Consider the following 23,020-nt stretch of genomic DNA (forward strand, 5'->3'; position numbering starts at 1 on the left):
GACTTGACCGCCTCATGACCACGCCATCCGCCCCCGTCTCCGCCGCGCCGCCCGAGGGCGCCTCGGCCTGGGTCACCATCGACCTCCACGCGATCTCCGACAACGTCCGAGAGCTCGTCCGGCGGACCCCCGGTGCCGAGCTCATGGCGGTCGTCAAGGCCGACGCCTACGGGCACGGGCTCGAGCAGAGCGCCCGCGCGGCCGTCGCCGGCGGTGCCACCTGGCTGGGGGTGGCCCAGCTCTCCGAGGCGCTCCAGCTGCGCGCCGCGGGGGTCACGACGCGGGCGCTGACGTGGCTGTATGCCCCTGGCGCGGACTTCGGCGCAGCCATCGACGCCGACCTCGACATCTCGGTGTCGGCGCCGTGGGCGCTCGACGCGGTGGTCGCCGCCGCCCGTGAGCGCGGCCGCATCGCGCGGGTGCACGCCAAGGTGGACACCGGACTCGCCCGCAACGGTGCGTTGGGAGAGGGGTGGACCGAGCTGGTCGCCGCGCTCGGGCCGGTCGTCGCCGAGGGCGCGGTCGAGCTCGTCGGGGTGTGGTCCCACTTCGCCCTCGCCGACGCGCCCCGGCACCCGACCGTGCTGGCCCAGCGAGAGCGGTTCGTGGACGCGGTCGCCGAGCTGGAGCGGGCCGGCATACGACCGTCGGTGCGCCACCTCGCGAACTCCGCCGCCACGCTCACCAACCCGGACGCACACTTCGACCTCGTCCGGCCGGGACTGGCGGTCTACGGGCTCTCGCCCGTGCCCGACCTCGGTGCGCCCGAGGACTTCGGGCTGCGCGAGGCCATGCGGGTCACGGCCCGGCTCGCGCTCGTCAAGCACGCACCCGCCGGGCAGGGGGTGAGCTACGGGCACGCCTACACGACGACGCAGGACACCCTGCTCGGGCTGGTGCCCCTCGGCTACGCCGACGGCATCCCGCGCCACGCCGGCTCCGTCGGACCGGTCGGCGTCGACGGCCGGCGCCTGACCGTCGCCGGCCGCGTGTGCATGGACCAGTTCGTGCTCGACCTCGGACCGTCGTATGCCGGTGCGGCGGGTGACGAGGTCGTCATCCTCGGGCGCGGCGCCGACGGTGAGCCGACCGCCCAGGACTGGGCCACCGCCGTCGGAACCATCAACTACGAGATCGTCACCCGAGTGAGCAGCCGCCTCCCGCGCGTCGTGCTCGGAGGGCAGGCCTGATGGCCGGTGTGGGCAAGGCGATCGGGCTCGGTGCGGCGGCTGCGGCCGCCGCCGGCGCTGCTGCGGCCGGTGTCGCCGCCGACCGTGCCGCCATGGAGCGCCGACGGCTCAGCAGCCTCGACCCGCTGGACGGGTTCGCCCACACCCCGGACGAGGTCCTCAAGGTCATTGCCACGGACGGGCTCAACCTGCACGTCGAGATCGACACCCCCGACGACCTCGACCCCGACCTACCGACCATCGTCATGTCCCACGGCTTCTGCCTCAGCCTGCGCAGCTGGGTGCTGCAGCGCCGGGGGTTCGTGCAGGCCGGCTACCGCGTCGTGCTGTGGGACCAGCGCAGCCACGGCGAGTCCGAGGTCTCCGAGATCGAGAACTGCACGATCGACCAGCTCGCCCACGACCTGCGGGCCGTCATCGACGCCACCTGTCCCGAGGGGCCGCTCGTCCTCGTCGGCCACTCGATGGGCGGCATGACGACGATGGCCATGACCCGCCACCATCCGGAGCTGGTGCGCGACCGGGTCGTCGCCGTGGCGTTCATCGCGACCGCCGCCGGTGGGGAAGGCCTGACCGACCTCGGTTTCGGCCCCCTCGTCGGCCGGGTCATCGGGCAGGTCGGCCCGCGCCTGCTGTCGCAGCTCGCTCCCCACCAGCGGTGGCTCGCCCCGGTCCGGCGGCTGGGTCGCAACCTCGAGGACGTCATCGTCGACCGCTTCTCCTACGACTCACCGGTGAGCGAGGGGCTGATCCGCTTCACGGCCGACCTCATCCTCGCGACGAGGTTCGAGGTCATGGCGGTCTTCATCCAGGCGATCCAGACGCACGACGAGCTCGCGACGCTCACCGCCCTCGTCGACACCGAGGTGCTCGTCGTCAACGGCGAAGGCGACCGCCTCACGCCACCGGCGCAGAGCGAGAAGATCGTCGAGCGGCTCCCCGGCTCCGAGCACGTCATCGTGCGCGACGCGGGGCACCTCATCATGCTCGAGCACCCCGAGATCGTCACCGGGCAGATCCTCGCCCTCGTCGACCGGGCCGAGGCGGACCTCGCCGCCGGCATCGCCGTGCAGCAGAAGCCGCGCGTGCGCCGGGTCGTCCTCGACGTCGCCAAGGGCCGCAAGGTCAGGCGCTCGCGGGCCAGGCAGGCCGGCTCCGACAAGGTCCCGTCGTGACGGCGCATGTGCTGGCGACGGCCGAGGACACGCGCGCCTTCGGGCAGAGCCTCGGGGCGGCTCTGCGACCCGGCGACCTCGTCATCCTCACCGGTGGCCTCGGCGCCGGGAAGACCACGCTCACCCAGGGCCTGGCCGCCGGGCTCGGCGTGCGCCGCCCCATCACCTCCCCGACGTTCGTCATCGCCCGGGTCCACCCCTCGCTCGTGGACGGACCGGCGCTCGTCCACGTGGACGCGTACCGTCTCGCCGGGCTCGACGAGCTGGACGACCTCGACCTCGACACCTCGCTCGAGGAGAGCGTCACGGTCGTCGAGTGGGGGCACGGGCTGGCCGAGGACCTCTCGGACGACCGGCTCGAGGTGGTCCTCGAGGCCGACCCCGAGACAGAGGCCCGCACCGTGACGGTCACCGGCCACGGCGAGCGGTGGCAGGCTGGTGCACCGTGCTGATCCTCGCCATCGACACGTCGACCTCCGCCATCACCGTCGCCCTGCACGACGACACCCGGGTGGTTGCCGCGGCGTCGCACCTCGACCCTCGCGCGCACACCGAGTGGGTCAGCCCGCTCGTGGCCTCGTGCCTGTCCTCCGCAGGCCTCGCGCCGCGCGACCTCACGGCCGTCGTCGTCGGCAACGGGCCGGGTCCGTTCACCGGTCTGCGCGTCGGCATCGTCACCGGGCTGACGATGGGTCACGCCCTGGGGGTTCCGGTGCACGGCATCTGCAGCCTCGACGTCCTCGCCGCACAGGCCGCGGGGACGGTCCACGGCGGCGAGCTGCTCGTCGCGACCGACGCCCGTCGCAAGGAGGTCTACTGGTCCCGGTATGCCGTCCGGCCGGGTGCCGTCGAGCGGCTCACCTTCCCGGCCGTGCAGCGGCCCGCGGACCTGCCCGACGAGCTCCGCGCGCTGCCCACGGCCGGCCGCGGGCCGCTGCTCTGGCCGGAGCTGTTCCCCGACCCCGTTCCGGTGCTCGACGTCGACGCGGCCGTCCTTGCGCGGATCGCCGTGGAGCGCTCCCTCGCCGGCGAGGAGATGCCGGTGGAGCCGCTCTACCTCCGGCGGCCCGACGCGTTGACGACGGCCGAGCGGGCCGCTCGATGAGCGACCTGCGCGAGGTGTCGTGGACCGACATCCCCGAGCTCGTCCGGCTCGAGACCGAGGCCTTCCCCGACGACGCCTGGACCGAGGCGTCGTGGTGGGGCGAGCTGGCGGGCCGGCCACGCCGCGACTACGTGGCCGTGGAGCGCGACGGCGAGCTGGCGGCATACGGCGGGATCGACCACGGCGGCCAGGTGGCCGACCTCATGACGGTCGCGGTGGCGCCCGGGCACCGCGGCTCCGGGCTGGGCGAGAGCATGCTCGACGAGCTCGAGGCGCGGGCCACCGCGGGCGGCGCCGAGGCGATGATGCTCGAGGTGCGCGCCGACAACGCGCCGGCTCGGGCGCTCTACGACCGGCGAGGCTACGCCGTCCTGTCGGTGCGCCGCAGGTACTACCAGCCGGGTGGAGTCGACGCCCTCGTCATGCGCAAGCTGTTGGGAGAGAGGGGAGTTCCGTCATGACCGACCAGCCCTTGGTTCTCGGCATCGAGACGTCGTGCGACGAGACCGGTGTCGGTATCGTCCGGGGCGAGACCCTCCTCGTCGACGCCGTCGCGAGCAGCGTCGACGACCACGCGCGCTTCGGCGGGGTCGTGCCCGAGGTCGCGAGCCGGGCCCACCTCGAGGAGATGGTGCCGACGATCGAGCGCGCCTGCCGCGAGGCCGGCGTCGAGCTGCGGGACCTCGACGCCATCTCGGTGACCTCCGGACCGGGACTCGCCGGCTCGCTCATGGTGGGCGTCGCCTCGGCCAAGGCGCTCGCGCTCTCTCTGGGCATCCCTCTCTACGGCGTCAACCACCTCGCGTCCCACGTCGCCGTCGACATCGTCGAGCACGGGCCGCTGCCCGAGCCGACGCTGGCCCTGCTCGTCTCCGGTGGCCACTCCTCGCTGCTGCTCGTCCCCGACGTCACGAGCGACATCCGCAGCCTCGGCTCGACGATCGACGACGCGGCGGGTGAGGCCTTCGACAAGGTGGCGCGGGTGCTCGGGCTGCCCTTCCCCGGTGGTCCCCACATCGACCGGGCCGCCCGCGAGGGCCAGGTGGTCATCGACTTCCCCCGTGGCCTCACCACGGGTCGCGACATGGAGCGCCACCGGTTCGACTTCTCCTTCTCGGGGCTCAAGACGTCGGTGTCACGCTGGGTGCAGGCCCGCGAGGCCGCGGGCGAGGCGGTCCCAGTGGCCGACGTCGCGGCGTCCTTCCAGGAGGCCGTCGTCGACGTGCTGACCCGCAAGGCGGTGCTCGCCTGCCGGGAGAACGGCGCCCAGCATCTGCAGATCGGTGGCGGCGTCGCCGCGAACTCGAGGCTGCGGGCGATGGCCCAGTCCCGGTGCGACGCGGCCGGCATCGAGCTGCGCGTGCCCCGGCCCGGCCTGTGCACCGACAACGGCGCCATGGTGGCGGCCCTCGGCGCGCAGATGGTGATCAAGGGTCGGGACGCCTCGCGGCTGGACCTCCCCGCCGACTCGTCGATGCCGGTGACCCAGGTCCAGTCGTGAACCTCCCTTTTTCCGCCTGATCACGGAAACCGACCCTTCCCCCCGGAACAGTTCCCGGGGGAAGGGTCACGTTCCGTGATCAGGCGCGAAAGGTGCCGGCGAGCGGGGTCGGTCAAATGCAGCTGACCAGGCCCATGCGCTCCTTGAGGGCGAGGACGCGCAGGACCGAGGCCCCCACGAGCGTCGCGAAGCCCTCGTCCGCCCGTGCCCTGGCGGCGAGCGCGTCGATCATGGGCTCCACGGACTCGGGGTCCCCGGTCAGGAGGATGTCGCCCCCGGCCTCGAGGTAGGTCATGGCCCGCTCGGCCGCCGGGATCGAGCGCACGGCCCTGGCGTTGATGTCGTCGGTGATGACGACCCCGTCGTAGCCCAGCCGGCCGCGCAGCAGACCATCGATGATCGGCTTGCTGAACATCGCCTGGGTCTTCGTGGGGTCGAGCCCGGGGTAGCGGGCCGAGCTCACCATGACGAGGCCCGCCCCGGCCTTGACCCCTGCGGCGAACGGCGCGAGGAACGGGTCGTCCCTGGTCGCCACGGTGTCGGTGATGCCGGTTGTGTTGAAGTCGGTGTTGCGCTCGACCCGGCCCAGCCCGGGGAAGTGCTTGACGGTGCCCATGACGCCTCCCTCGATCATGCCCTCGAGGAACGCTGTGGACGCCCTCGTCACGGTAGCGGGGTCGGAGCCGTACTGGCGGCCGAACTTGCCGATCGGCTCGTTGGCCCTGCCGATGTCGGCCGGGACGGTGTCGGTCACGGGGGCGAGGTTGACGTTGACCCCGACGGCCCTGAGCTCGCGCGCCCACGTGGTGGCGGCGGCGGTCAGCTCGGCGGCCGACATCTGCGCCTGCACCTTGGCCGACGGGGGCGCGGTGAAGCCGTCACCGCGCAGCTGGCGCACCTCTCCGCCTTCCTGGTCGGCGGCCAGGAGCAGCGGTATGCCGGCCGTCGCGGCGTCCGTGGCCTGGTCCTGGAGGTGCCTGCTCGTCTCCTTCACGCGGGCTGCGCCGTCCCAGCCGCCGAGGTAGATGACGTTGCCGACGTGCTGGTCGGCGATGAGGTCGTCGAGGGCGGTGCGGGGTGCGGCCGTGTCGAAGGCCACCATCATCAGCTGACCCAGCGCCTGCTCCTCGGTGAGGGCGGCGGCCTTCTCGCGCGCGCAGGCCCCGGCCGTGACCGGGCCCGCGGTCGCCCCGGCTGAGCCGGACGGGCTCGGGGCGACCGACCCGTCGGCGGTCGGTGAGGCGGTGCCCGAGGTGCCCGTGGTGCCCGACGTGCCGCCCGAGGGGGAGCGGGACGTCGTGCCCGTCGAGGGCCGGTCCGCCGCCCCGCCCCCGCACCCTGCGGCCACCAGACCGGCGAGCGAGACCGCCACCACGGCGCAGAGGCGGGGGAGGACCGAGGTGGTGGAGCGCGAGATCACCCCCCGACGCTAACCGACCCACGGCATACCCTCGGTCCATGCCCACCCCTGTCATCCTCGACGTCGACACGGGCGTCGACGACGCGTGCGCCCTCCTCCTCGCCGGTCTGCACCCCGAGCTGGACCTGCGCGCCGTCACCTGCGTCGGCGGCAACGCGCCCCTGCCGGACGTCGTGCGCAACACCCTCACCGTCCTCCAGGCGTGCGGTCGCGGTGACGTGCCGGTCGCGGCCGGCGCGTCGCACCCGCTGCTCGAGCGCCCGGTCGACGCCCGCCACGTGCACGGCGACGACGGCATGGCCGACCTCGGCTGGCCGGCGCCCACGCCGGCCGCGGACCCACGTCACGCCGTCGACCTCCTCCGGCAGGTCGTCGACGAGGCTCACGCGGCCGGGGACCCGGTGACGCTCGTCCCGCTCGCCCCGATGACCAACGTCGCGCTGCTCGCCCGCATGTACCCGGAGTCCTTCGCGCGCATCGGGCGCATCGTCTTCATGGGTGGCGGTGCCATGGTGAGCAACGCGACGGCGGCGGCGGAGTTCAACGTCTTCCACGACCCCGAGGCCACCGCGGTCGTCCTCGACGCGAGCGCCGACCACGACGTGGCCGTGACGATGTACGGCCTCGACGTCTTCTACGAGCCCCGGGTCACGCTCGAGGACGCGGACGGCCTCGCGGCGCTCGACGAGCGGGGTCCGGGCGCGCTGGCCGCCGGGCTCGTCCGCTTCATGAGCCGCCGCTTCCACGCCGACAGCGCGACCATCGGTGACGCCGGCGCGGTGGCCGTGGTCATCGACCCCGACGCCGTGCGGACCGAGCGACTGCCCGTGCGCGTCGAGCTCGCGGGGACCTGGACGCGCGGTCGCACCATCGTCGACACCCGCGACTGGTCGGGTGACCTCGACCACGACCCGCACGGCCTGGCGCACGCCCAGGTCGACGTCGCGCTGGAGATCGACGGGCCGCGCGTGGCCCGGCTCTGGCTCGACACGGTCAGGGCCGGTCGCTGATGGGCCGGGTCATGGTCCTCGGGTCGCTCAACGTCGACCTCGTCACCCGCGTCGAGCGCCACCCGCGACCGGGCGAGACCCTGCTCGGCGACGGTCTGAGCCGGCTCGCCGGGGGCAAGGGCGCCAACCAGGCGGTCGCCGCTGCCGCAGCCGGAGCACAGGTGCTCATGGTCGGGTGCGTCGGCGACGACGCCGGCGGGACGGCATACCGGGACCGGCTGCGAGACCGGGGGATCGACGTGAGCCGGGTGCGGGTCGTCGACGGGGAGGCCAGCGGACACGCCCTCATCGCCGTCGACGACCGCGGCGAGAACAGCATCATCGTCATCCCGGGCGCCAACGCGTCGCTCGGGGAGGCCGAGGTCGCCGCGGTCGAGGACCTCGGCCCGGGTGACGTGCTGCTCCTCCAGCTCGAGGTCCCGCTGCCGGTCGTCTGCAGCGCCGCCCGGCGCGCGGCCCACCTCGGCGCGCGGGTCGTCCTCAACACCGCACCGTATGCCGCCCTCCCGGCCGACGTCGTCGCGCTCGCCGACCCGGTGGTGGCCAACGAGCACGAGATGGTCGCCCTCGCTGAGTCGGGGGCCGAGCCGGGCTCGCTGCTCGTGACGTTCGGCGCCAACGGCGTCACGTGGGACGGCGGGACCGTCGCCGCGCACGCCGTGGCTGCGGCTGACGTCGTCGACACCACCGGGGCGGGTGACGCCTTCTGCGGAGCCCTCGCCGCCGCGCTGGCCTCCGGCGCCGACCGCCCGGCCGCGCTGGAGGCGGCGCTCGCCGCCGGCGCTGCCACCGTCCGTCACGAGGGCGCCCAACCCGACCCCACCCTCTGACTGACCCCAACTTTTCCTCCCCATGGGCAAAGCTTGGGGGTCCGGAGGGAACGGTTCCCTCCGGACCCCGCAGGTTCCCTCATGGGGCGGAGAAGCTCAGGCGGGGGAGACGACGAGCGCGGCGGGGGAGCCGCCCACGCGGGTCAGCACGACGGTCGCCTGCTCACCGGTCCCGGCCTTGGTCCCGATCTTCAGGTCGCGGCGCAGCTGCTCGTCGTCGAGGCGGATGCCGCGCTTCTTGATGGTCAGGCCGGTGACGCCGTGCCCACGCAGCCAGGCCCGCAGGGTCTTGACGGTGAACGGCATCGCCTCGTGGACGGCATACCGGCGGGTCCAGCTCAGCGTGACGTCACGCGACGTGAACACGTAGCCGGTGCCCTCGTCGGACTCCACGCCGTCGGTGGCGCGGGTGACCGAGCCGACGAGTCCGGCGCGGATGACCGCCCGGTCCACGTCGTGCAGCCAGGTCCCCACGTCGGCGAGGGAGGCCGCGAGCGGGACGACCGGGTCGGACACGGACTCGTCGACGACGGCGGGCCCGGCCCCCGGACCCATGACGCGCGCCGTGCGCCCGCGCCGCACCACGAGCGGACCCCACCAGATCGCGCACTCGACGACGTCCCCCGCCCATGACGTCCACTGCGCCTCGGTGCCCGCGGGGATCGCGGCATGGTCCAGGCCGGGGCTGAGCTTGACCCCGGTGGCCGGCACGCGAGCCGCGACCTGCTGGACGAACTCCCAGGAGGGGGAGATCTCCCCGAGCCGGAAGGTGCGCCGGGTCCTCCCCGTGATGTCGGCGACCCCACGAGTGCGGCGGGCGGGGTCGAGCCAGGCACCGACGCGGTTGCGGCCGGGGTCGCTGCCGATGTCGACGTCCTCGGCCCGGCCGGCACGCGCACGCGAGTCCGGCCACGGCCGCAGGTTGGCGTCGGCCACCGCCGCGGTGACCGGGTCCGCGTCGACCCCCCGGACCGTGACACCCAGCGAGGAGAGGGTGACCGCGTCGGCCCCGATGCCGCAGCCGAGGTCGTGCACCGTGGCGAGGCTGGCCCGGCTGAAGCGGTGAGCGTGAGCCACCGCGACCTCGAGCCGGGTCGCCTGCTCGAGACCGTCCGGCGTGAAGAGCATGTCGGAGGCGAACTCGCCGAACTTCTCGACCGCCCTGGCCCTCAGCCGCTGCTGGGTCAGCGCCGCCGCCACGAGCTCCGGCGGGTGCCCTGCCCTGCGGAGCCCGTTCTGGAGGGTGAGGGCCGTGGAGTCGCTGTAGGGCGGTAGGGACCGGAGCAGCTCCTGCCCCTCCGGGCCTGCGAGGGCCTTCACGGTGCTGACGTCCACCGGGCAACCCTCTCATCCCGGACGGTGGCGCCCCCGGGAGCACGGCCGCTCCGGGCCTCAGCTGCCGAAGGTCATCGACTGCCAGCCGGTCGCGACGTGCATGCGGGCCGGTACCGCCCCGGCGCCGTCGCCGAGGTAGGCCCACAGGCGACCCTCGGTGTCGCGGGCCATGACGTCGAGGAACCGGTCGCCGTTGACGTCCCCCATGCCGGTCAGGCCGGTGAAACCGGTGAACCCCCAACCCAGGTGCCGGGCCCCGAGGTAGGCCCCGGTCGGGGAGAACCGGAGCAGCTGCAGGGCGCCGGTCGTCGTGATGCCGGCGAGGTCGGCCCCGCCGTCGCGGTCGAGGTCGCCGACGGCCTCCAGCTCCCGGAAGGCCTGCCAGCCCCCACCCTTGCTCACCCGGGCGAGGAGGGCGCCGGCGCCGTTCGAGCGGTAGAGCCACAGCGTCCCGGCCGAGTCGCGGGCGAGCAGGTCGAGGTGCCCATCCCCGTCCAGGTCACCGGGGGCGAGCACGGCGGTGAAGCCCTGCCACCCCTGGGCGACGACGGAGCCGGCCCCCAGCGTGCCGGTGCCGGTGCCGCGCCGGAGGATGAGGTCGCCGGCCGCCGACCGGGTGAGCAGGTCGGGGATGCCGTCCCCCGAGAAGTCCCCGGGCGCGAGGATCTCGGGCGCCGCCGCCCACCCGGTGGCGATCGTCGTCCGGGGCAGCCATCCGCCGCGTCCGTTGGAGGGGTAGTTCCACAGGGTGCCGCCGGCGTCGCGGGCGATGAGGTCGGAGAAACCGTTGCGGGCGAAGTCGGTCCCCACGGAGGAGCCGACGGGGGTGAACCAGGTCGAACGCAGCCCGAGCCGGGACCGGAACGTCTCGGCGCCCACCGTGGCGCTGCCGCCCGACCCGGTGAGCACCACGGACGTCGCCCGCCCGCCGGCCCAGGTGCCGCGTCCGTCGCGGGTGACGCTCATCGACCGGAACGTCCCGATGGCCGGCCACGCCTTCTCGACCGCCGAGGCCGGCATCGTGGCGTAGGACCAGGTGTCCGGGGCATCGGCGTGGACGCCGTCGTACGGGTCGGCCTTGGCGAGCTGGTAGGGCAGCGAGGAACCGACGACCTGACCGCCGTTGGTCGAGCCGAACTCCGTCACGGCGATGAGTGAGCCGTACGTGCGCACCTGGCCCGTGGTCGCCGCCACGGCGGCGTCCGAGTTCGGGTGCTCGGGGTTGGAGCTCGTGAGACCGGGATAGACCTGGCAGGTCGTGGTGTCGCAGATGTCGAAGCCGTCGGCGCTGCCGAGGCGGGCAGCCGTGTAGGACCGCGCGGCGACGGACTGCGCCTTGACCGCCTCCAGTGCCCACGAGGCCGGCATCTCGGCGGGGACCACGGAGCGCAGGTAGCTGTCCATCGCCACGACGTTGACCGTCGCGGTCGTCGAGGTGCTGGTGCCGGAGCTGCGCAGGACGACCGCCGCGGCCCTCAGCCCACCGCGGTACTGCCGGTTGCCCGAGGGGGTGCGCAGGGTGAGGACCGAGGCGGCGAGGGAGCCGTCTCCGACGAAGGTGAGCTCCTTGGCGCTCGCGAAGCCCGTGCAGGTGGTGGAGAGGCGCCACCACCCGGTGGTCCCCGACGCGTTGGTGTAGTGGCCCTCGACCGCCCAGCTCCCGGTGCTGGTGCGGCTCACCCGCCACGACGTCGCGGTGGCGGGGGCGAGGGCAGCGGTGCAGGTCCCGTCGGTGAGCGTGAGTCCGGCCTCGCCGGCGACGACCGTCGGGCTGCTGCCCATCGAGGTGAGGCGCACCCGCACCTGCGGGTTGCCGACGCTGGCCGGGCTCGTGCCCGGGTAGTAGAAGTCGAGGATCTGGGGCGCGGTCAGCCCCCGGGTCGCCGCACCCCGTGCGCCCCACTGCGACATGCCGCGACCGTGGCCGAAACCGCGACCCTGGAGCGCGAGGACCGGCGCGACGGGGGTCGTGGGCGCGGTGGAGGACCGGGTGACGGTCCTCGTCACCGAGGAGATGTCGAAGGGCGTCGGAGCCGGCGGCTTGGTCGCGGCGTCGGCGGCCGACGTCCCCGTGAGGAGGAGGACCGCGAACGTCGCGACGACGGCAACCGGAGAGCGCATCCGCACAGAGTGGCGGATAACTAGTCCATCTGTCACCGCTTCCAGAGATAAGGAGTCGTCGTCGTGACCTTGAGCAGGCCGGAACGCTCGAGGATGGGCCGGGAGAACTCGGTGGAGTCGCTGTGGATGAAGCGCTTCCCGTGCCGGATGGCCGAGCGGGCGCGGGCTGCCGTCAGCGCGCGGTAGATGCCGCGACCGCGGAACTCCGGCCGGGTCGCCCCGCCCCACACCCCGGCGAACTCGGTGCCCTCCACCGGCTCGAGGCGACCGGCGCTGACGACCTGGCCGTCGACCTCCGCGACCCACAGCTCCAGGTCGTCGCGCGTGCGGAGGCGGTGCAGCAGCTCCTCGTCGTGGGCCCGGGCGTCGTCCGGGTCCTCCTCGAACACCTCGGCCTGCATCGCCAGCATGGCGCGCACCTCGGTCTCCTCGCGAACCTGACGCACGGTGACCCCCTCGGGCAGCTCGACGTCGCCGGCGAGCAGCGCCGCGTCCCCGACCATCACCGACTCGGCCTCCTCGGGCTCGAAGCCGGACCCCACCAGTGCCTCGTGCAGGCCCGGCGCGCGGTCGTGCCCGCGGGTCTTCCACTCCACCTTGAGCACCTCGGGCTGGGCCCGGTAGTGCTCGAGGACCGCCTCGACCAGGTCGTGGACCGACTCCGCCGTCGCAGGACGCCCGTCGACCTCGAGGGTGCGGTAGGTGATGAACCCGCGCCCACCCACGTAGGTCGCGAGGAGCAGCGGTCCGACCTCGGTGCAGGACAGGGCCGAGGGGACCTCGGCCTCGCGGCGGAGCTGGGCGTCGTAGGCCGCGAGCAGGGCGGCCGGGTCGGTGGAGGTCATGCTGCGGAGCCTGTCAGGACCACCGCCGCCACCGCCACTGGTTTGACGGGCGCTGCGCCCACGGCGAACAGAGCGAGAAGTTCTGGCACTCGAGTTGACCGAGTGCTAACGCCCGACCTAGATTTGCCTCATTGGCACTCGGCTGTTGTGAGTGCCAGCGCACGCGGCCCGACTCGACCCCCGCGACGGCGATTCGGAACCACCGCACCGCAGCGAGCTGTATCCCTGTCCATCTTCGACTCATCCCAAAGGGGAGGTCACACAGTGTCGGTTTCCATCAAGCCGCTCGAGGACCGCATCGTCATCAAGTCGCTCGAGGCCGAGCAGACCACGGCGTCCGGTCTCGTCATCCCGGACACCGCGAAGGAGAAGCCCCAGGAGGGCGAGGTCCTCGCGGTCGGCCCCGGTCGCATCGACGACAACGGCAACCGTGTCCCGCTCGACGTCACCGTCGGCGACAAGGTCATCTACAGCAAGTACGGCGGCACCGAGGTCAAGCACGGCGGCGAGGAGTTCCTGATCCTCTCCGCCCGCGACGTCCTCGCCGTCATCGGCTGATCGACGCACCACCTGCGCGCCAGCGCACCAGAACCACCGCGTATGCCGTGGGCTCGCCTCCACGGTGAGCCCACGGCATACGCGCATCTGACCTGACGTGCCCCGCCGGGGCACCTCATCGAACTACCTGAAGGACACCCATGGCCAAGGAACTGGAGTTCAACGACTCCGCCCGCAAGGCGCTCGAGCGCGGCGTCGACGCGCTCGCCAACGCCGTCAAGGTGACGCTCGGCCCCAAGGGCCGCAACGTCGTCATCGACAAGAAGTGGGGCGCCCCCACGATCACGAACGACGGGGTGACCATCGCCCGCGAGATCGAGCTCGAGGACGCCTACGAGAACCTCGGCGCGCAGCTCGCCAAGGAGGTCGCGACCAAGACCAACGACGTCGCCGGTGACGGCACGACGACCGCGACCGTGCTCGCCCAGGCCATGGTCCGCGAGGGCCTGCGCAACGTCACCGCCGGTGCCGCCCCGGCCGCGCTCAAGCGCGGCATGGACAAGGCCGTCGACGCCGTGTCCGAGCGCCTCCTCGAGAACGCCCGTGAGGTCGACGGCAAGGACGAGATCGCGTCCGTCGCGTCGCTGAGCGCCCAGGACCCCGAGATCGGCGCCACCATCGCCGAGGCGTTCGACAAGGTCGGCAAGGACGGCGTCATCACCGTCGAGGAGTCCTCGACCGCGTCCACCGAGCTCGAGTTCACCGAGGGCATGCAGTTCGACAAGGGCTACATCTCCCCGTACTTCATCTCCGACGCGGAGCGCATGGAGGCCGTCCTCGAGGACGCCTACATCCTCATCAACCAGGGCAAGATCTCGGCGATCGCCGACGTCCTGCCGATCCTCGAGAAGGTCGTCCAGTCGGGCAAGCCGCTGGTCATCATCTCCGAGGACGTCGACGGCGAGGCCCTGTCCACGCTCGTCGTCAACAAGATCCGTGGCACCTTCAACGTCGTCGCCGTCAAGGCGCCCGGCTTCGGTGACCGCCGCAAGGCGATGCTCCAGGACATGGCTGTCCTCACCGGTGGCCAGGTCATCGCCGAGGAGGTCGGGCTCAAGCTCGACCAGGCCGACCTCACCGTGCTCGGCCAGGCCCGTCGCGTCGTCGTCACCAAGGACACGACGACGATCATCGACGGCGCGGGCGACCGCACCGAGGTCGAGGGTCGCGTCGGCCAGATCAAGGCCGAGATCGAGCGCACCGACTCCGACTGGGACCGCGAGAAGCTCCAGGAGCGCCTCGCCAAGCTCGCCGGTGGCGTCTGCGTCATCAAGGTCGGTGCCCACACCGAGGTCGAGCTCAAGGAGAAGAAGCACCGCATCGAGGACGCCATCTCGGCGACCCGCGCGGCCATCGAGGAGGGCATCGTCGCCGGTGGCGGCTCCGCCCTCATCCAGGCCGTCAAGGTCATCGACGGTCTCGGCCTCGAGGGTGACGAGAAGGTCGGCGCCGCCATCGTGCAGAAGGCCGCCGCCGAGCCGCTGCGCTGGATCGCCGAGAACGCCGGTCTCCAGGGCTACGTCGCCGTCGCCAAGGTCTCCGAGCTCGAGCCGGGCATGGGCCTCAACGCCGCCACGGGCGACTACGAGGACCTCGTCAAGGCCGGCGTCATCGACCCGGTCAAGGTGACCCGCTCCGCGCTGCGCAACGCCGCGTCGATCGCGTCCATGGTCCTCACGACCGACACCCTCGTCGTCGAGAAGAAGGTCGACGAGGACGGCAACGCCCAGGGCCACGCCCACGGCGGTCACGGCCACAGCCACTGAGGCTGCGCCGCCAGCACCACCGCACAGGCCCGTGGCCCGTGTGCCTCCTCTCGGGGAGGCGCACGGGCCACGGGCTTTCTGGCCCGATGACCCGGCGGGCAGGGGGTCCACCGCCGGGCCATCGGAGTCTCAGGTGACGGTGACGCTCACCTCCGCCACCGTGTCGTTGCGGCTGTCGCCCACGAGGACCCGGGCCGTCCAGCTGCCCGGCTGGGTCCAGGTGTGCGAGCCGCTGAGGGTGGCCGTGCCGTCGGCCGCCACGGTGACGGTCGCGTCCTCGGTGGCGCTGCCGTCGCCCCACGCGACGCGGGCGGTGTAGCCACCCTCGGCGGGCACGCCACCGGTGACGGTGCCAAGCGTCACGGACGAGGCGGAGCCCGCCTTCGCCGTCGCGCCGGTCGCCGGGGTCACCGTGAGCGGGGCGCCGTTGTCGGCCACCGCGAACACGTGGATCCGTCCGGCGGACTGCGGGTTGCCCGTCTGGGTCGGCAGGGTCACCGACGCCACGGTCTTGCCGGCGGGGATGGTCAGCGGTGCGGTCGCGAACAGCTTGAGGTGGCAGCCGTCCGTGCTCGTCCCGTTGAGCCTCGACGTCATCTCGACGGCGATCGTGTTGCCGAACCTGGCCGGGCCGCACCAGTCGCCGTACTGGATCGGGTATGCCGTCGTGGTGCCGTCCGTGAACGTCACCGTGCCGACGGTGTCCTGGTCCTTCTGCGTCGCCGTGCCGATGAGGCTCAGCTTCGTCGCACCCGGAGCGAGCGTCACTGGAAGGGTCTGCCCGGCGCCGGTGGCGTTGTCGTCCTCCCCGGCGGGGATGGCCGGCAGCGACCAGCGCAGGTCCGTGCCCGGCACGGTGAGGAGCCGGCCCGGCGTGACACCGGCCTCGACGAGCGCAGGCCGGGAGATGCCCGCCTGGCCGCCGTCACAGGTGCTCTGGGTGCCCGGCTCGCCGATGCACACGAGGTTGAAGCCGGACGCGTAGGACGGGACCACGGCCTGGTGGACGGTGACGCCGCCCATGCCGCTGACCTGGCCCTTGCCGTCCTTGACCGTGACGACGGTCTGGTAGTAGCCCGGCTCGGCCCAGGTGTGCTCACCCTTGACCGAGTAGGACCCCAGGTCGCCGGCCGTGATGGTCCCGGCCGAGGAGGTGCCGTCACCCCAGGTGATCGTCGCCGAGTAGTCGGCGGCCGACGTGCCCTTGCCACCGGAGAAGGTGCCGACGGTGCCGGCGATCTTCGCGCCCTCGACGCCCTCGAGCGTGCTCGTCGCGCTCACCTTGACACCGGTGTTCTCCGCGAAGGAGCCGTCGGTGAGGAACTCGACCTCCGAGAGCGTCGGCGTCCCGGTGCTCGCCGTGACGACGACCCGGTAGGCGGTGTAGGTGCCCGGCGTGGCGATCTTGAACGGTCGTGTCTGCGTCCGCCAGGCGAAGGCCTGGTCGCTCCGGGTGTCGATGGTCTCCCAGGTGCCGTTGCGCTGGCCCTCGACCCGCCACGCGGTGGGCTCACCGGCGGCCGACCCGTTGGTGAGCGTGTAGAAGCTCGCCCGCTGGCCGACCCCGGAGAGGCTGTACGTGATGGTCGGCGTGGCCGAGGCGAACGTCGTCGAGGTGGTCGAGGTGTTGTCGAACAATGCCGCGGAGCTGGTGGCACCCGGAGCCGTGACCGTGCCGCGGCTCGGTCCGGTTGCGTCCCGCAGGGGCGCCGGCTTGGCGTCGCCCTTGGTCAGCGACGGGGGAGCGGCGTTGGGCTGGGTCCCGTAGTCGGACGGGGACGCGCCCATGGCGAAGTCGATCGTCGTCGCACCCGCGAGCTTGCTGTGCGGGATGGACACACCCTTGTGCCCCTCACCGTTGACGGTGAGCTTCCGCACGTAGATGTTGCGCTCCGAGTTGTTCGGGGCGGTGACCACGATGTCGCCCTGGGTGCGGTGCACGGTCGCCTTGGTGAACTTCGGCGACCCGACGGCCCACTCGGCCGACCCGACCTGGAGCGGGTAGATGCCCAGCGACGACAGCGTGTTCCACGCCGACTGCTCGCCGTTGTCCTCGTCTCCGGGGTAGCCCTGGCCGATGTCGCCACCGACGTAGAGGCGGCGCAGGATCTCGCGCACCTTCTCGGCCGTGCGGGACTGCTTGCCGGTCCAGTTGTACATGTACGGGATGTGGTGCGAGACCTGGTTGCTCATCCCGAACATGCCCATCCGGACGTCACGCGCCTCGATGATCTCGTGGATGATGCCGCCGTAGCTGCCCGGCTTGGTCCCGGTCTCCGGAGTGGTGAAGAACTCGTCGAGCCTGTCGGCCATCGCCTCACGACCTCCGAGGAGGTTGGCGAGCCCGTTGCCGTCGTGCGGGGCGTGGAAGGCGAAGTTCCAGCCGTTGGTCTCGGTGTAGCCGCCGCCCCAGACCTCGGGGTCGAAGTTCGGTGCGAAGCTGCCGTCGGCGGAGCGGACCCGCAGGAAGCCGCTCTTGGGGTCGAAGTGGTTGGTGTAGGAGGTGGCGCGCTTGAGGAAGTACTCGGACTCCTCGGCGAGGGTTGCGCGTCGCTTGGCCGGGACGCTCTGGTCCTGGGCGAGCTTGGCGGCCTGGTTGCCGATGCCGAAGTCGTTGATCATCCCCTCGAGACCCCACGAGACGCTCTCGTGGGTGCTGTCCGGCGTGAAGCCGAGGAAGGGCGAGCTCGCCTGTCCCTTGCGGCCGACGCCGGACGACGTGGGCAGTGCGGTCGCGTTCTTGAGCGCCGCGTCGTAGGTGCCCACCTTGTCGGGCAACGGCACCCCCTTGACGAAGGCGTCGGCGAACGAGACGTCGGAGCTGGTGCCCGTCATGAGGTCGGCGTAGCCCGGGGAGGACCACCGTGCCACCCAGCCGCCGTCGCGGTACTGCTGGACGAAGCCGTCGGCGATCTCGGCGGCGAACTCCGGGTAGAGCAGGGAGTAGGCGGGCCACACCGTGCGGTAGGTGTCCCAGAAGCCGTTGTTGACGTAGATCTTGCCGTCCTTGATGGGGGCGTTGGTCGTCGTCGCGGTGGCTGCGCCGGACTTCGGCGAGACCGGGCTGGCGTACTGGAACGTCGGCGTCGACGCTGTGCCGGTGTTCTCGAACTGGCTGTTCGGGTAGAGGTTGAGGCGGTAGAGGTTGGAGTAGAGGTTGCGCAGCTCGGTGTCGCTCGCGCCCTCGACCTCGACGACGCTGAGGCGCTCGTCCCACATGGCCTTGGCGGCGGTCTGGACCTCGGTGAACGTCCGCCCCGTGAGCTCGAGCGAGGCGTTGCGCTTGGCCTGGTCGAGGGAGATGAACGAGGTCGCGAGCCGGAGCTCGACGTCGCGGTCGGTGCTCGTGTCGAACTTCGCGTAGCGCGTCCCGGTGTGGCCGTTGGGCGCGACGCCCGTCGCGGTGGCGGCTCGGTCGAACGTCCCGTGCACGAACATCCGGCTGCGACCCACGGAGAGGCCGCTGCCGTTGTCGACCCAGCCGCTCAGCGTCCCTGCCGCCGCGTCGACCGTGAAGGTCCCGTTGTTGTCGACGGTGTCGAGCACGAGGCTTCCGGTCGGCGCCGAGTCCGGGAAGGTGAAGCGGTAGACGCCACCGTGGTCCGCCGGGGCGGTCTCGGCGATGATGCCGCCGTCGAGGTGGACCCGGTAGTGGTCCGGACGGGCCACCTCGTCGTCGTGGTCGAAGGCGATGGCGCGGCCGGACGCGCTGCCGGTGGGGACGCCCTGGGCGATCGAGGGCATGACCGACATCTGGTTGCGGTCACCCATCCACGGGGAGGGCTCGTGCGAGATGCCGAGGCCCTGCAGGGTCGGACGGTTCTGGGCGTTGTTGCCCTGCTGGTAGTAGTACTGCCACGTCTGCGAGTTGGCGTTCGTCACCGGCGTGAAGAACGTGAACCCGTTGGGGACGGCGCTGATCGGCAGGTTGTTGCCGCGGGAGAAGGCACCCGAGCTGTTCGTCCCACGGCGCACGTCCACGGCATACGACGGGCTGGATCGGTCGAGCGCGACGGGGGCGGGGTCGATGATGACGTCATCCACCCATCCGCTGAAGCGCGTCTGCTTCGTCGGGCCGGCGGTGTTGTCGTAGCCGAGGAGGATCGCGTCGACGGTCTTGCCCCGGGCGGCGGTACCGAGGTCGACGGTGACGGAGTTCCACTGCGACGCATAGAGGATCTTGCCGACGCCCTGGCCGTTCGGGGAGGCGGCCGTGTCGTAGGCGTCGGTCGCGCCGAGGGCCGAGAGGAAGGTGCCGTCGGTGAAGCGCAGGTCGACAGCGGTGTAGGTCGAGGGATACGACAGGTCGCCCGTGACCATGTCGGGCGCGATCTTGTAGGTCAGCTGCGAGCGGTCGCCCACGGGGACGTCGACGTCGAAGAGGCGGTTCCAGGCGAACCCGCGGCCGGCCGCGGTGTGCTGCCCGCCGTAGCGCATCGCCTTGACGCCGGTCCAGCCGACGTTCGGCTTGAGGTTGAGTCCGGAGCGGGGTCCGGCGCCGACGGCGGTGACCATCGGGGCGATCTCGGGCTCGGTCGAGGTGACCTCGCCGAAGAGGCCCCAGTCCGCGAGCTGCAGCAGGCTGGCACCGTTGACGGCCGTGATGTCGAGCCGGTAGTAGGTGTACTCACCGGGGGTGGTCACGGTGAAGGTCTGCTTCTGCAGCCGGCTCGAGAAACTGAGCCCGGTGCGGCGGTCGAGGTCGGTCCACGTGGTGCCGTCGGTGGAGCCCTGGACGGTGACGTCCTTCGGGTCGCGCTCGGGCGCGTCGTTGGCCGAGGTGAGCGTGTACGTCAGCGCCTTCTTGGGCGCGGACAGCTGGTAGCGGGCCCAGCCGGTGCTCTGGAAGGCGAGCCACTTCGTGTCCGGGTTGGCGTCGGTGAGGTTCGCCGCGACCTCACCCGGGGGGTTCTCGGCGCTGGCGGTGACACCGGTGACCGAGCCGAGGAGGCTGCCGTCCGGTGCGGTGCCGCCGGTCACGTTCTGCTGCCGTGGCCCGTCACCGTCGACCTCGACGGTGGACTCGAGCGGCTGCGGCTGGCCCGCATCGAAGGAGGTCGACCACGCGCCGCCCTCCACGGCTGCGGGTGCCGCCGTCGGTGGTGGGGCGGCGACTGCGGCGGAGCCCGTCGCCCACCCGAGGGTGAGGGCGAGGGCACCGGCAGTCAGGCCTCTGGGGATTGCGGTGGTGGGGCGCATGCTTCCTCCGGGGAGCTCGTCGTTGAGCGTCGGCGGGTCTCCCGTGACCAGCCGTCCCGCCCGACGATGCTGGTATGCCGTCGGTGCCGCAACGCGAGCACCTCACCTTGTCCGCTGAGGACAGGGAATCGGACAATCTCACCGTGACGGGCGCCTGGAGGCCGCGCCCACGTTGCCCCGACGCACGGAGTTTGGTGAGATCAGGGCGTGACAGCGTTGTCAGGCAAGCGGACATCGGCCCGGCCGACCATGGCGGACGTGGCGGCGGAGGCCCACGTGTCCGTCAAGACCGTCTCCCGCGTCGTCAACCGCGAGCCCGGTGTCCGACGCGACACCGAGCTGCGCGTCCGTGGGGTCATCGACCGCATCGGCTTCATGCGCCATGACGGCGCCCGCATCCTGCGCCAGGGCCGGACGCAGACGATCGCCCTCGTCGTCGAGGACCTCGCCAACCCGTTCTACTCACAGATCAGCGCAGCCGTGGAGCGGGAGGCCCGCATTCGCCAGTACCAGCTCATCACGGCGTCAGCCGAGGGTTCCCCGACGCGCGAGCGGGTCGTCCTAGAGGGACTCATCAACCGCCGAGTCGACGGGCTCGTCGTCGTGCCGGCGGGGGAGCGGCCCGTCACCGACCCGACGGTCTCGGCGAGCGGCACCCCCATCGTCTACGTCGACCGGCCGGTGCGCGGCGAGCCGTGCGACACCGTCATCAGCGACAACCCGGGTGGGGTGCGCAGCGCCGTCGAGCACCTCGTCGCCAACGGGCACCGGCGGATCGCCTTCCTCGGGGACGACGCCGAGTTCTGGACCGCGAGACAGCGGCGCGAGTCGTTCGTCGCGATCCATGACGCGCTCGGCCTGCCCGGCGACACCCGCGTCGCCATGGGACCGCACACGGCGCAGTCGCTCACGACCCGCCTGAGCGCCTGGTCGCGGGAGCGCAGTCCCGTCACGGCGGTCATCACCGGCAACAACCGGGTCACCCTCGCCGCCCTGCACGCGATGCGCGACGCCGACCTCGAGATGGGGCTCGTGGGCTACGACGACTTCGAGCTTGCCGACCTCGTCGAACCCTCGGTCACGGTCGTGCACCAGGACCCGGCCTCGATCGGGCAGAAGGCGGTCCTCCAGCTCTTCGCCAGGCTCCTCGGCGACGAGTCGCCGGCCCAGACCGTCGTCATGCCCACGCGCCTCATCGTCCGGGAGTCCGGAAGGCTCCCCGAATCCGCTCGTTCCCGGAAGGCACTGCCATGACCGACACCCCGACCACCACGGCGACGATCGCCACCCTCACGGTCAACACGCCGCGGCGCTTCTACCGCGGTGGCGAGCGCATCCTCGCCTTCCGGGGCCTCGACGTGCCGCCCGACTTCGACGGCTACTCCCCGGAGGACTGGGTCGGCTCGACGGCCCGCCTGTTCGCAGAGGGCGGCGGCGGCGTCACGACGCTCGACAGCGGAGCCGAGCTGCCGGACGCGCTCCGGGCGGACCCGGACGGGTGGCTCGGCGAGGCGCACGTGGCGCGTTTCGGGAAGGAGCCCCACCTCCTCACCAAGCTCCTCGACAGCGGTGAGCGACTGCCGGTCCACTCGCACCCGAGCCGTGAGTTCGCGGCCGCCCACCTGGACTGCGACCACGGCAAGACCGAGGCGTGGATCGTCCTCGTCGCCGAGCCGGGGGCCACCGTGTGGGTGGGCTTCCGCGACGAGCTCGGCCCGGAGGAGCTCGCCGAGCTGGTCGACGCGCAGGACGAGCGCCTGCTCGCGGCGCTCAACCCGATCGAGGTCTCCGTCGGCGACGCCGTGCTCGTGCCCGCCGGCCAGCCCCACGCCATCGGCGAGGGGGTCCTCATCCTCGAGCTCCAGGAGCCGACGGACTTCTCCGTCATGCTCGAGCACCAGCGCTTCGGCCTCGAGCTCGACCACGCGTTCCTCGGCCTCGACCGCCCGCTGGCCCTGCGCAGCGTCGACCACGGCCCCGTGACGCCGGAGCGGCTGGCCTCGCTGCGCCGCCGCTGGGCGGACGTCGAGGGCCATGGACCCGCCCTCCCCGACGAGGCGAGCGACTTCTTCTGCGCCGAGGTCGTGCGTCCGGTGACGGGCGACGTCACCGTGCCCGCGGCATACGCCGCCGTCGTCGTCGTGGACGGAGCCGGAACGCTGTCCTCAGGACACGGCACGCGCGAGGTGCGCGCCGGTGACGTCCTGCTCGTGCCGCACGCCGCTGGTGAGGTCACCGTGAGCGGTGACGTCACCCTCATCCGGTGCATGCCACCGGCGGTCTGAACCCTCCGCTGTCCGGACCGGCGCGGCGTCCCTGTGCGCCAGCGCGGGGAGCAGGTGCTCGAGCTGCCCCACCTCCTCGATGTTGTGCCGGACCCACGCGCGGGCCATGTCGTCGGGGAAACGTCGCCGCAGCCACGCGTTCACCGGCCACATCAGCGCGCTGCGGGCGCCGAGGTCCATGACGGAGACGTAGTGCGTGCCGTCCGAGCCAGGGGACCAGGTGTGCTCGAGCTGCACGACGATCGCTCCGGCCACCCGGGTCACGAGCCGGATGCCGGTCTCGTCGAGCTTCTCGACCCGGTCCACGACGTCCACGGCGTATGCCGGGTCGCCACCGAAGGCCTCGACGATGCGGAACCGTGCCCCCTCGCCGGCGCCGCCACCCGTGGCGGGCCGGTCCAGCTCCCACCTGATGTGGTCCAGGGGGTGCCACGCGAGGTAGCGCGAGACGGTCCGGCCGCCGTAGGAGAGGGTCCCGTCGAGGTGGGTGAACCAGTCGAAAAGCATCGCGGGGGACACGCCGGCCAGGGGCCGGTGGTCGATGGTGATCCGGCGGCGGCCGTGGGGAAGCTCGGCGTGGCGGACCGTGGCCGTGCTCGTGGACCGCAGGGGGTGCAGGGCGGGAAGGGACATGACGCTCTCCTCGGAAGGTACGGTGGCGTTTCTTATGACGCCGAGAG

At 72.4% G+C, this 23,020-nt stretch carries 18 protein-coding genes; 12 read left to right on the forward strand and 6 right to left on the reverse strand.

Annotated elements, in window-relative coordinates; translation table 11 throughout:
* Positions 1–14 precede the first annotated feature (14 nt).
* The 6 genes from alr to tsaD are packed head-to-tail and all read left to right on the forward strand — an operon-like array spanning position 15 to position 4,971.
* On the forward strand, positions 15–1,190 hold the full coding sequence (alr, locus tag ACOJV9_RS04005) for an alanine racemase (protein WP_420183887.1): 1,176 nt from the start codon (positions 15–17) through the stop codon (positions 1,188–1,190).
* A complete protein-coding gene (locus ACOJV9_RS04010; protein WP_420183888.1) occupies positions 1,190–2,365 on the forward strand; it encodes an alpha/beta fold hydrolase in 1,176 nt (391 codons plus the stop codon). Before alr ends, ACOJV9_RS04010 begins: the two co-directional genes overlap by 1 nt.
* Complete coding sequence (tsaE, locus tag ACOJV9_RS04015; protein WP_420183889.1) at positions 2,362–2,817, forward strand: tRNA (adenosine(37)-N6)-threonylcarbamoyltransferase complex ATPase subunit type 1 TsaE; 456 nt, start codon at positions 2,362–2,364, stop codon at positions 2,815–2,817. Before ACOJV9_RS04010 ends, tsaE begins: the two co-directional genes overlap by 4 nt.
* A complete protein-coding gene (tsaB, locus tag ACOJV9_RS04020) occupies positions 2,811–3,470 on the forward strand; it encodes a tRNA (adenosine(37)-N6)-threonylcarbamoyltransferase complex dimerization subunit type 1 TsaB (RefSeq protein ID WP_420183890.1) in 660 nt (219 codons plus the stop codon). Before tsaE ends, tsaB begins: the two co-directional genes overlap by 7 nt.
* Complete coding sequence (gene rimI, locus ACOJV9_RS04025; RefSeq protein WP_420183891.1) at positions 3,467–3,931, forward strand: ribosomal protein S18-alanine N-acetyltransferase; 465 nt, start codon at positions 3,467–3,469, stop codon at positions 3,929–3,931. The genes tsaB and rimI overlap by 4 nt, the downstream gene beginning before the upstream one ends.
* Positions 3,928–4,971 (forward strand): tRNA (adenosine(37)-N6)-threonylcarbamoyltransferase complex transferase subunit TsaD, encoded by a 1,044-nt coding sequence (gene tsaD, locus ACOJV9_RS04030; RefSeq protein WP_420183892.1) that lies wholly within the window; start codon positions 3,928–3,930, stop codon positions 4,969–4,971. The genes rimI and tsaD overlap by 4 nt, the downstream gene beginning before the upstream one ends.
* A gap of 112 nt (positions 4,972–5,083) precedes the next feature.
* On the opposite strand, the gene ACOJV9_RS04035 is transcribed toward tsaD, so the two are convergent.
* Positions 5,084–6,391 (reverse strand): glycoside hydrolase family 3 N-terminal domain-containing protein, encoded by a 1,308-nt coding sequence (locus ACOJV9_RS04035; RefSeq protein WP_420183893.1) that lies wholly within the window; start codon positions 6,389–6,391, stop codon positions 5,084–5,086.
* Positions 6,392–6,429: 38 nt separating this feature from the next.
* Between ACOJV9_RS04035 and ACOJV9_RS04040 the strand changes: the two genes are divergently transcribed.
* Positions 6,430–7,401 carry a nucleoside hydrolase gene (locus ACOJV9_RS04040; protein WP_420183894.1) on the forward strand — a complete coding sequence of 324 codons (972 nt, stop codon included), beginning with the start codon at positions 6,430–6,432 and terminating at the stop codon, positions 7,399–7,401.
* The gene (locus ACOJV9_RS04045) at positions 7,401–8,231 is read left to right on the forward strand and encodes a PfkB family carbohydrate kinase (protein ID WP_420183895.1); all 831 of its coding nucleotides are present in this window, start codon (positions 7,401–7,403) and stop codon (positions 8,229–8,231) included. The genes ACOJV9_RS04040 and ACOJV9_RS04045 overlap by 1 nt, the downstream gene beginning before the upstream one ends.
* 96 nt (positions 8,232–8,327) lie before the next feature.
* On the opposite strand, the gene ACOJV9_RS04050 is transcribed toward ACOJV9_RS04045, so the two are convergent.
* Genes ACOJV9_RS04050 through ACOJV9_RS04060 form a run of 3 tightly spaced genes read right to left on the reverse strand, consistent with a single transcriptional unit; the run spans position 8,328 to position 12,532 of the window.
* Positions 8,328–9,566, reverse strand: a complete 1,239-nt coding sequence (locus tag ACOJV9_RS04050; RefSeq protein WP_420183896.1) for a class I SAM-dependent methyltransferase — start codon at positions 9,564–9,566, stop codon at positions 8,328–8,330.
* Positions 9,567–9,623: 57 nt separating this feature from the next.
* Entirely contained in the window at positions 9,624–11,687 is a 2,064-nt protein-coding gene (locus ACOJV9_RS04055; RefSeq protein ID WP_420183897.1) for a SpoIID/LytB domain-containing protein, read from the reverse strand.
* Between the two features lie 32 nt (positions 11,688–11,719).
* Positions 11,720–12,532, reverse strand: coding sequence for a GNAT family N-acetyltransferase (locus tag ACOJV9_RS04060; protein ID WP_420183898.1), 813 nt, complete (start codon positions 12,530–12,532; stop codon positions 11,720–11,722).
* A 264-nt stretch (positions 12,533–12,796) separates the two neighbouring features.
* Here ACOJV9_RS04060 and groES point away from each other — a divergent pair, with 264 nt between their 5' ends.
* Both groES and groL read left to right on the forward strand, forming a co-directional pair.
* The gene (gene groES, locus ACOJV9_RS04065) at positions 12,797–13,090 is read left to right on the forward strand and encodes a co-chaperone GroES (protein ID WP_420183899.1); all 294 of its coding nucleotides are present in this window, start codon (positions 12,797–12,799) and stop codon (positions 13,088–13,090) included.
* A 140-nt stretch (positions 13,091–13,230) separates the two neighbouring features.
* Entirely contained in the window at positions 13,231–14,856 is a 1,626-nt protein-coding gene (groL, locus tag ACOJV9_RS04070; RefSeq protein WP_420183900.1) for a chaperonin GroEL, read from the forward strand.
* Between the two features lie 129 nt (positions 14,857–14,985).
* Here groL and ACOJV9_RS04075 read toward each other — a convergent pair whose 3' ends face one another.
* The gene (locus ACOJV9_RS04075; protein ID WP_420183901.1) at positions 14,986–20,055 is read right to left on the reverse strand and encodes a GH92 family glycosyl hydrolase; all 5,070 of its coding nucleotides are present in this window, start codon (positions 20,053–20,055) and stop codon (positions 14,986–14,988) included.
* A 249-nt stretch (positions 20,056–20,304) separates the two neighbouring features.
* On the opposite strand from ACOJV9_RS04075, the gene ACOJV9_RS04080 reads away from it, so the two are divergent.
* On the forward strand, positions 20,305–21,309 hold the full coding sequence (locus ACOJV9_RS04080; RefSeq protein WP_420184128.1) for a LacI family DNA-binding transcriptional regulator: 1,005 nt from the start codon (positions 20,305–20,307) through the stop codon (positions 21,307–21,309).
* Entirely contained in the window at positions 21,306–22,340 is a 1,035-nt protein-coding gene (locus ACOJV9_RS04085; protein WP_420183902.1) for a class I mannose-6-phosphate isomerase, read from the forward strand. The genes ACOJV9_RS04080 and ACOJV9_RS04085 overlap by 4 nt, the downstream gene beginning before the upstream one ends.
* On the opposite strand, the gene ACOJV9_RS04090 is transcribed toward ACOJV9_RS04085, so the two are convergent.
* On the reverse strand, positions 22,221–22,973 hold the full coding sequence (locus ACOJV9_RS04090) for a hypothetical protein (protein WP_420183903.1): 753 nt from the start codon (positions 22,971–22,973) through the stop codon (positions 22,221–22,223). The two genes, ACOJV9_RS04085 and ACOJV9_RS04090, sit on opposite strands and share 120 nt — an antisense overlap.
* Between the last annotated feature and the right edge of the window lie 47 nt (positions 22,974–23,020).

It is taken from the genome of Knoellia terrae (assembly GCF_048606435.1).
GTDB classification, from domain to species: Bacteria; Actinomycetota; Actinomycetes; order Actinomycetales; family Dermatophilaceae; genus Knoellia; species Knoellia terrae.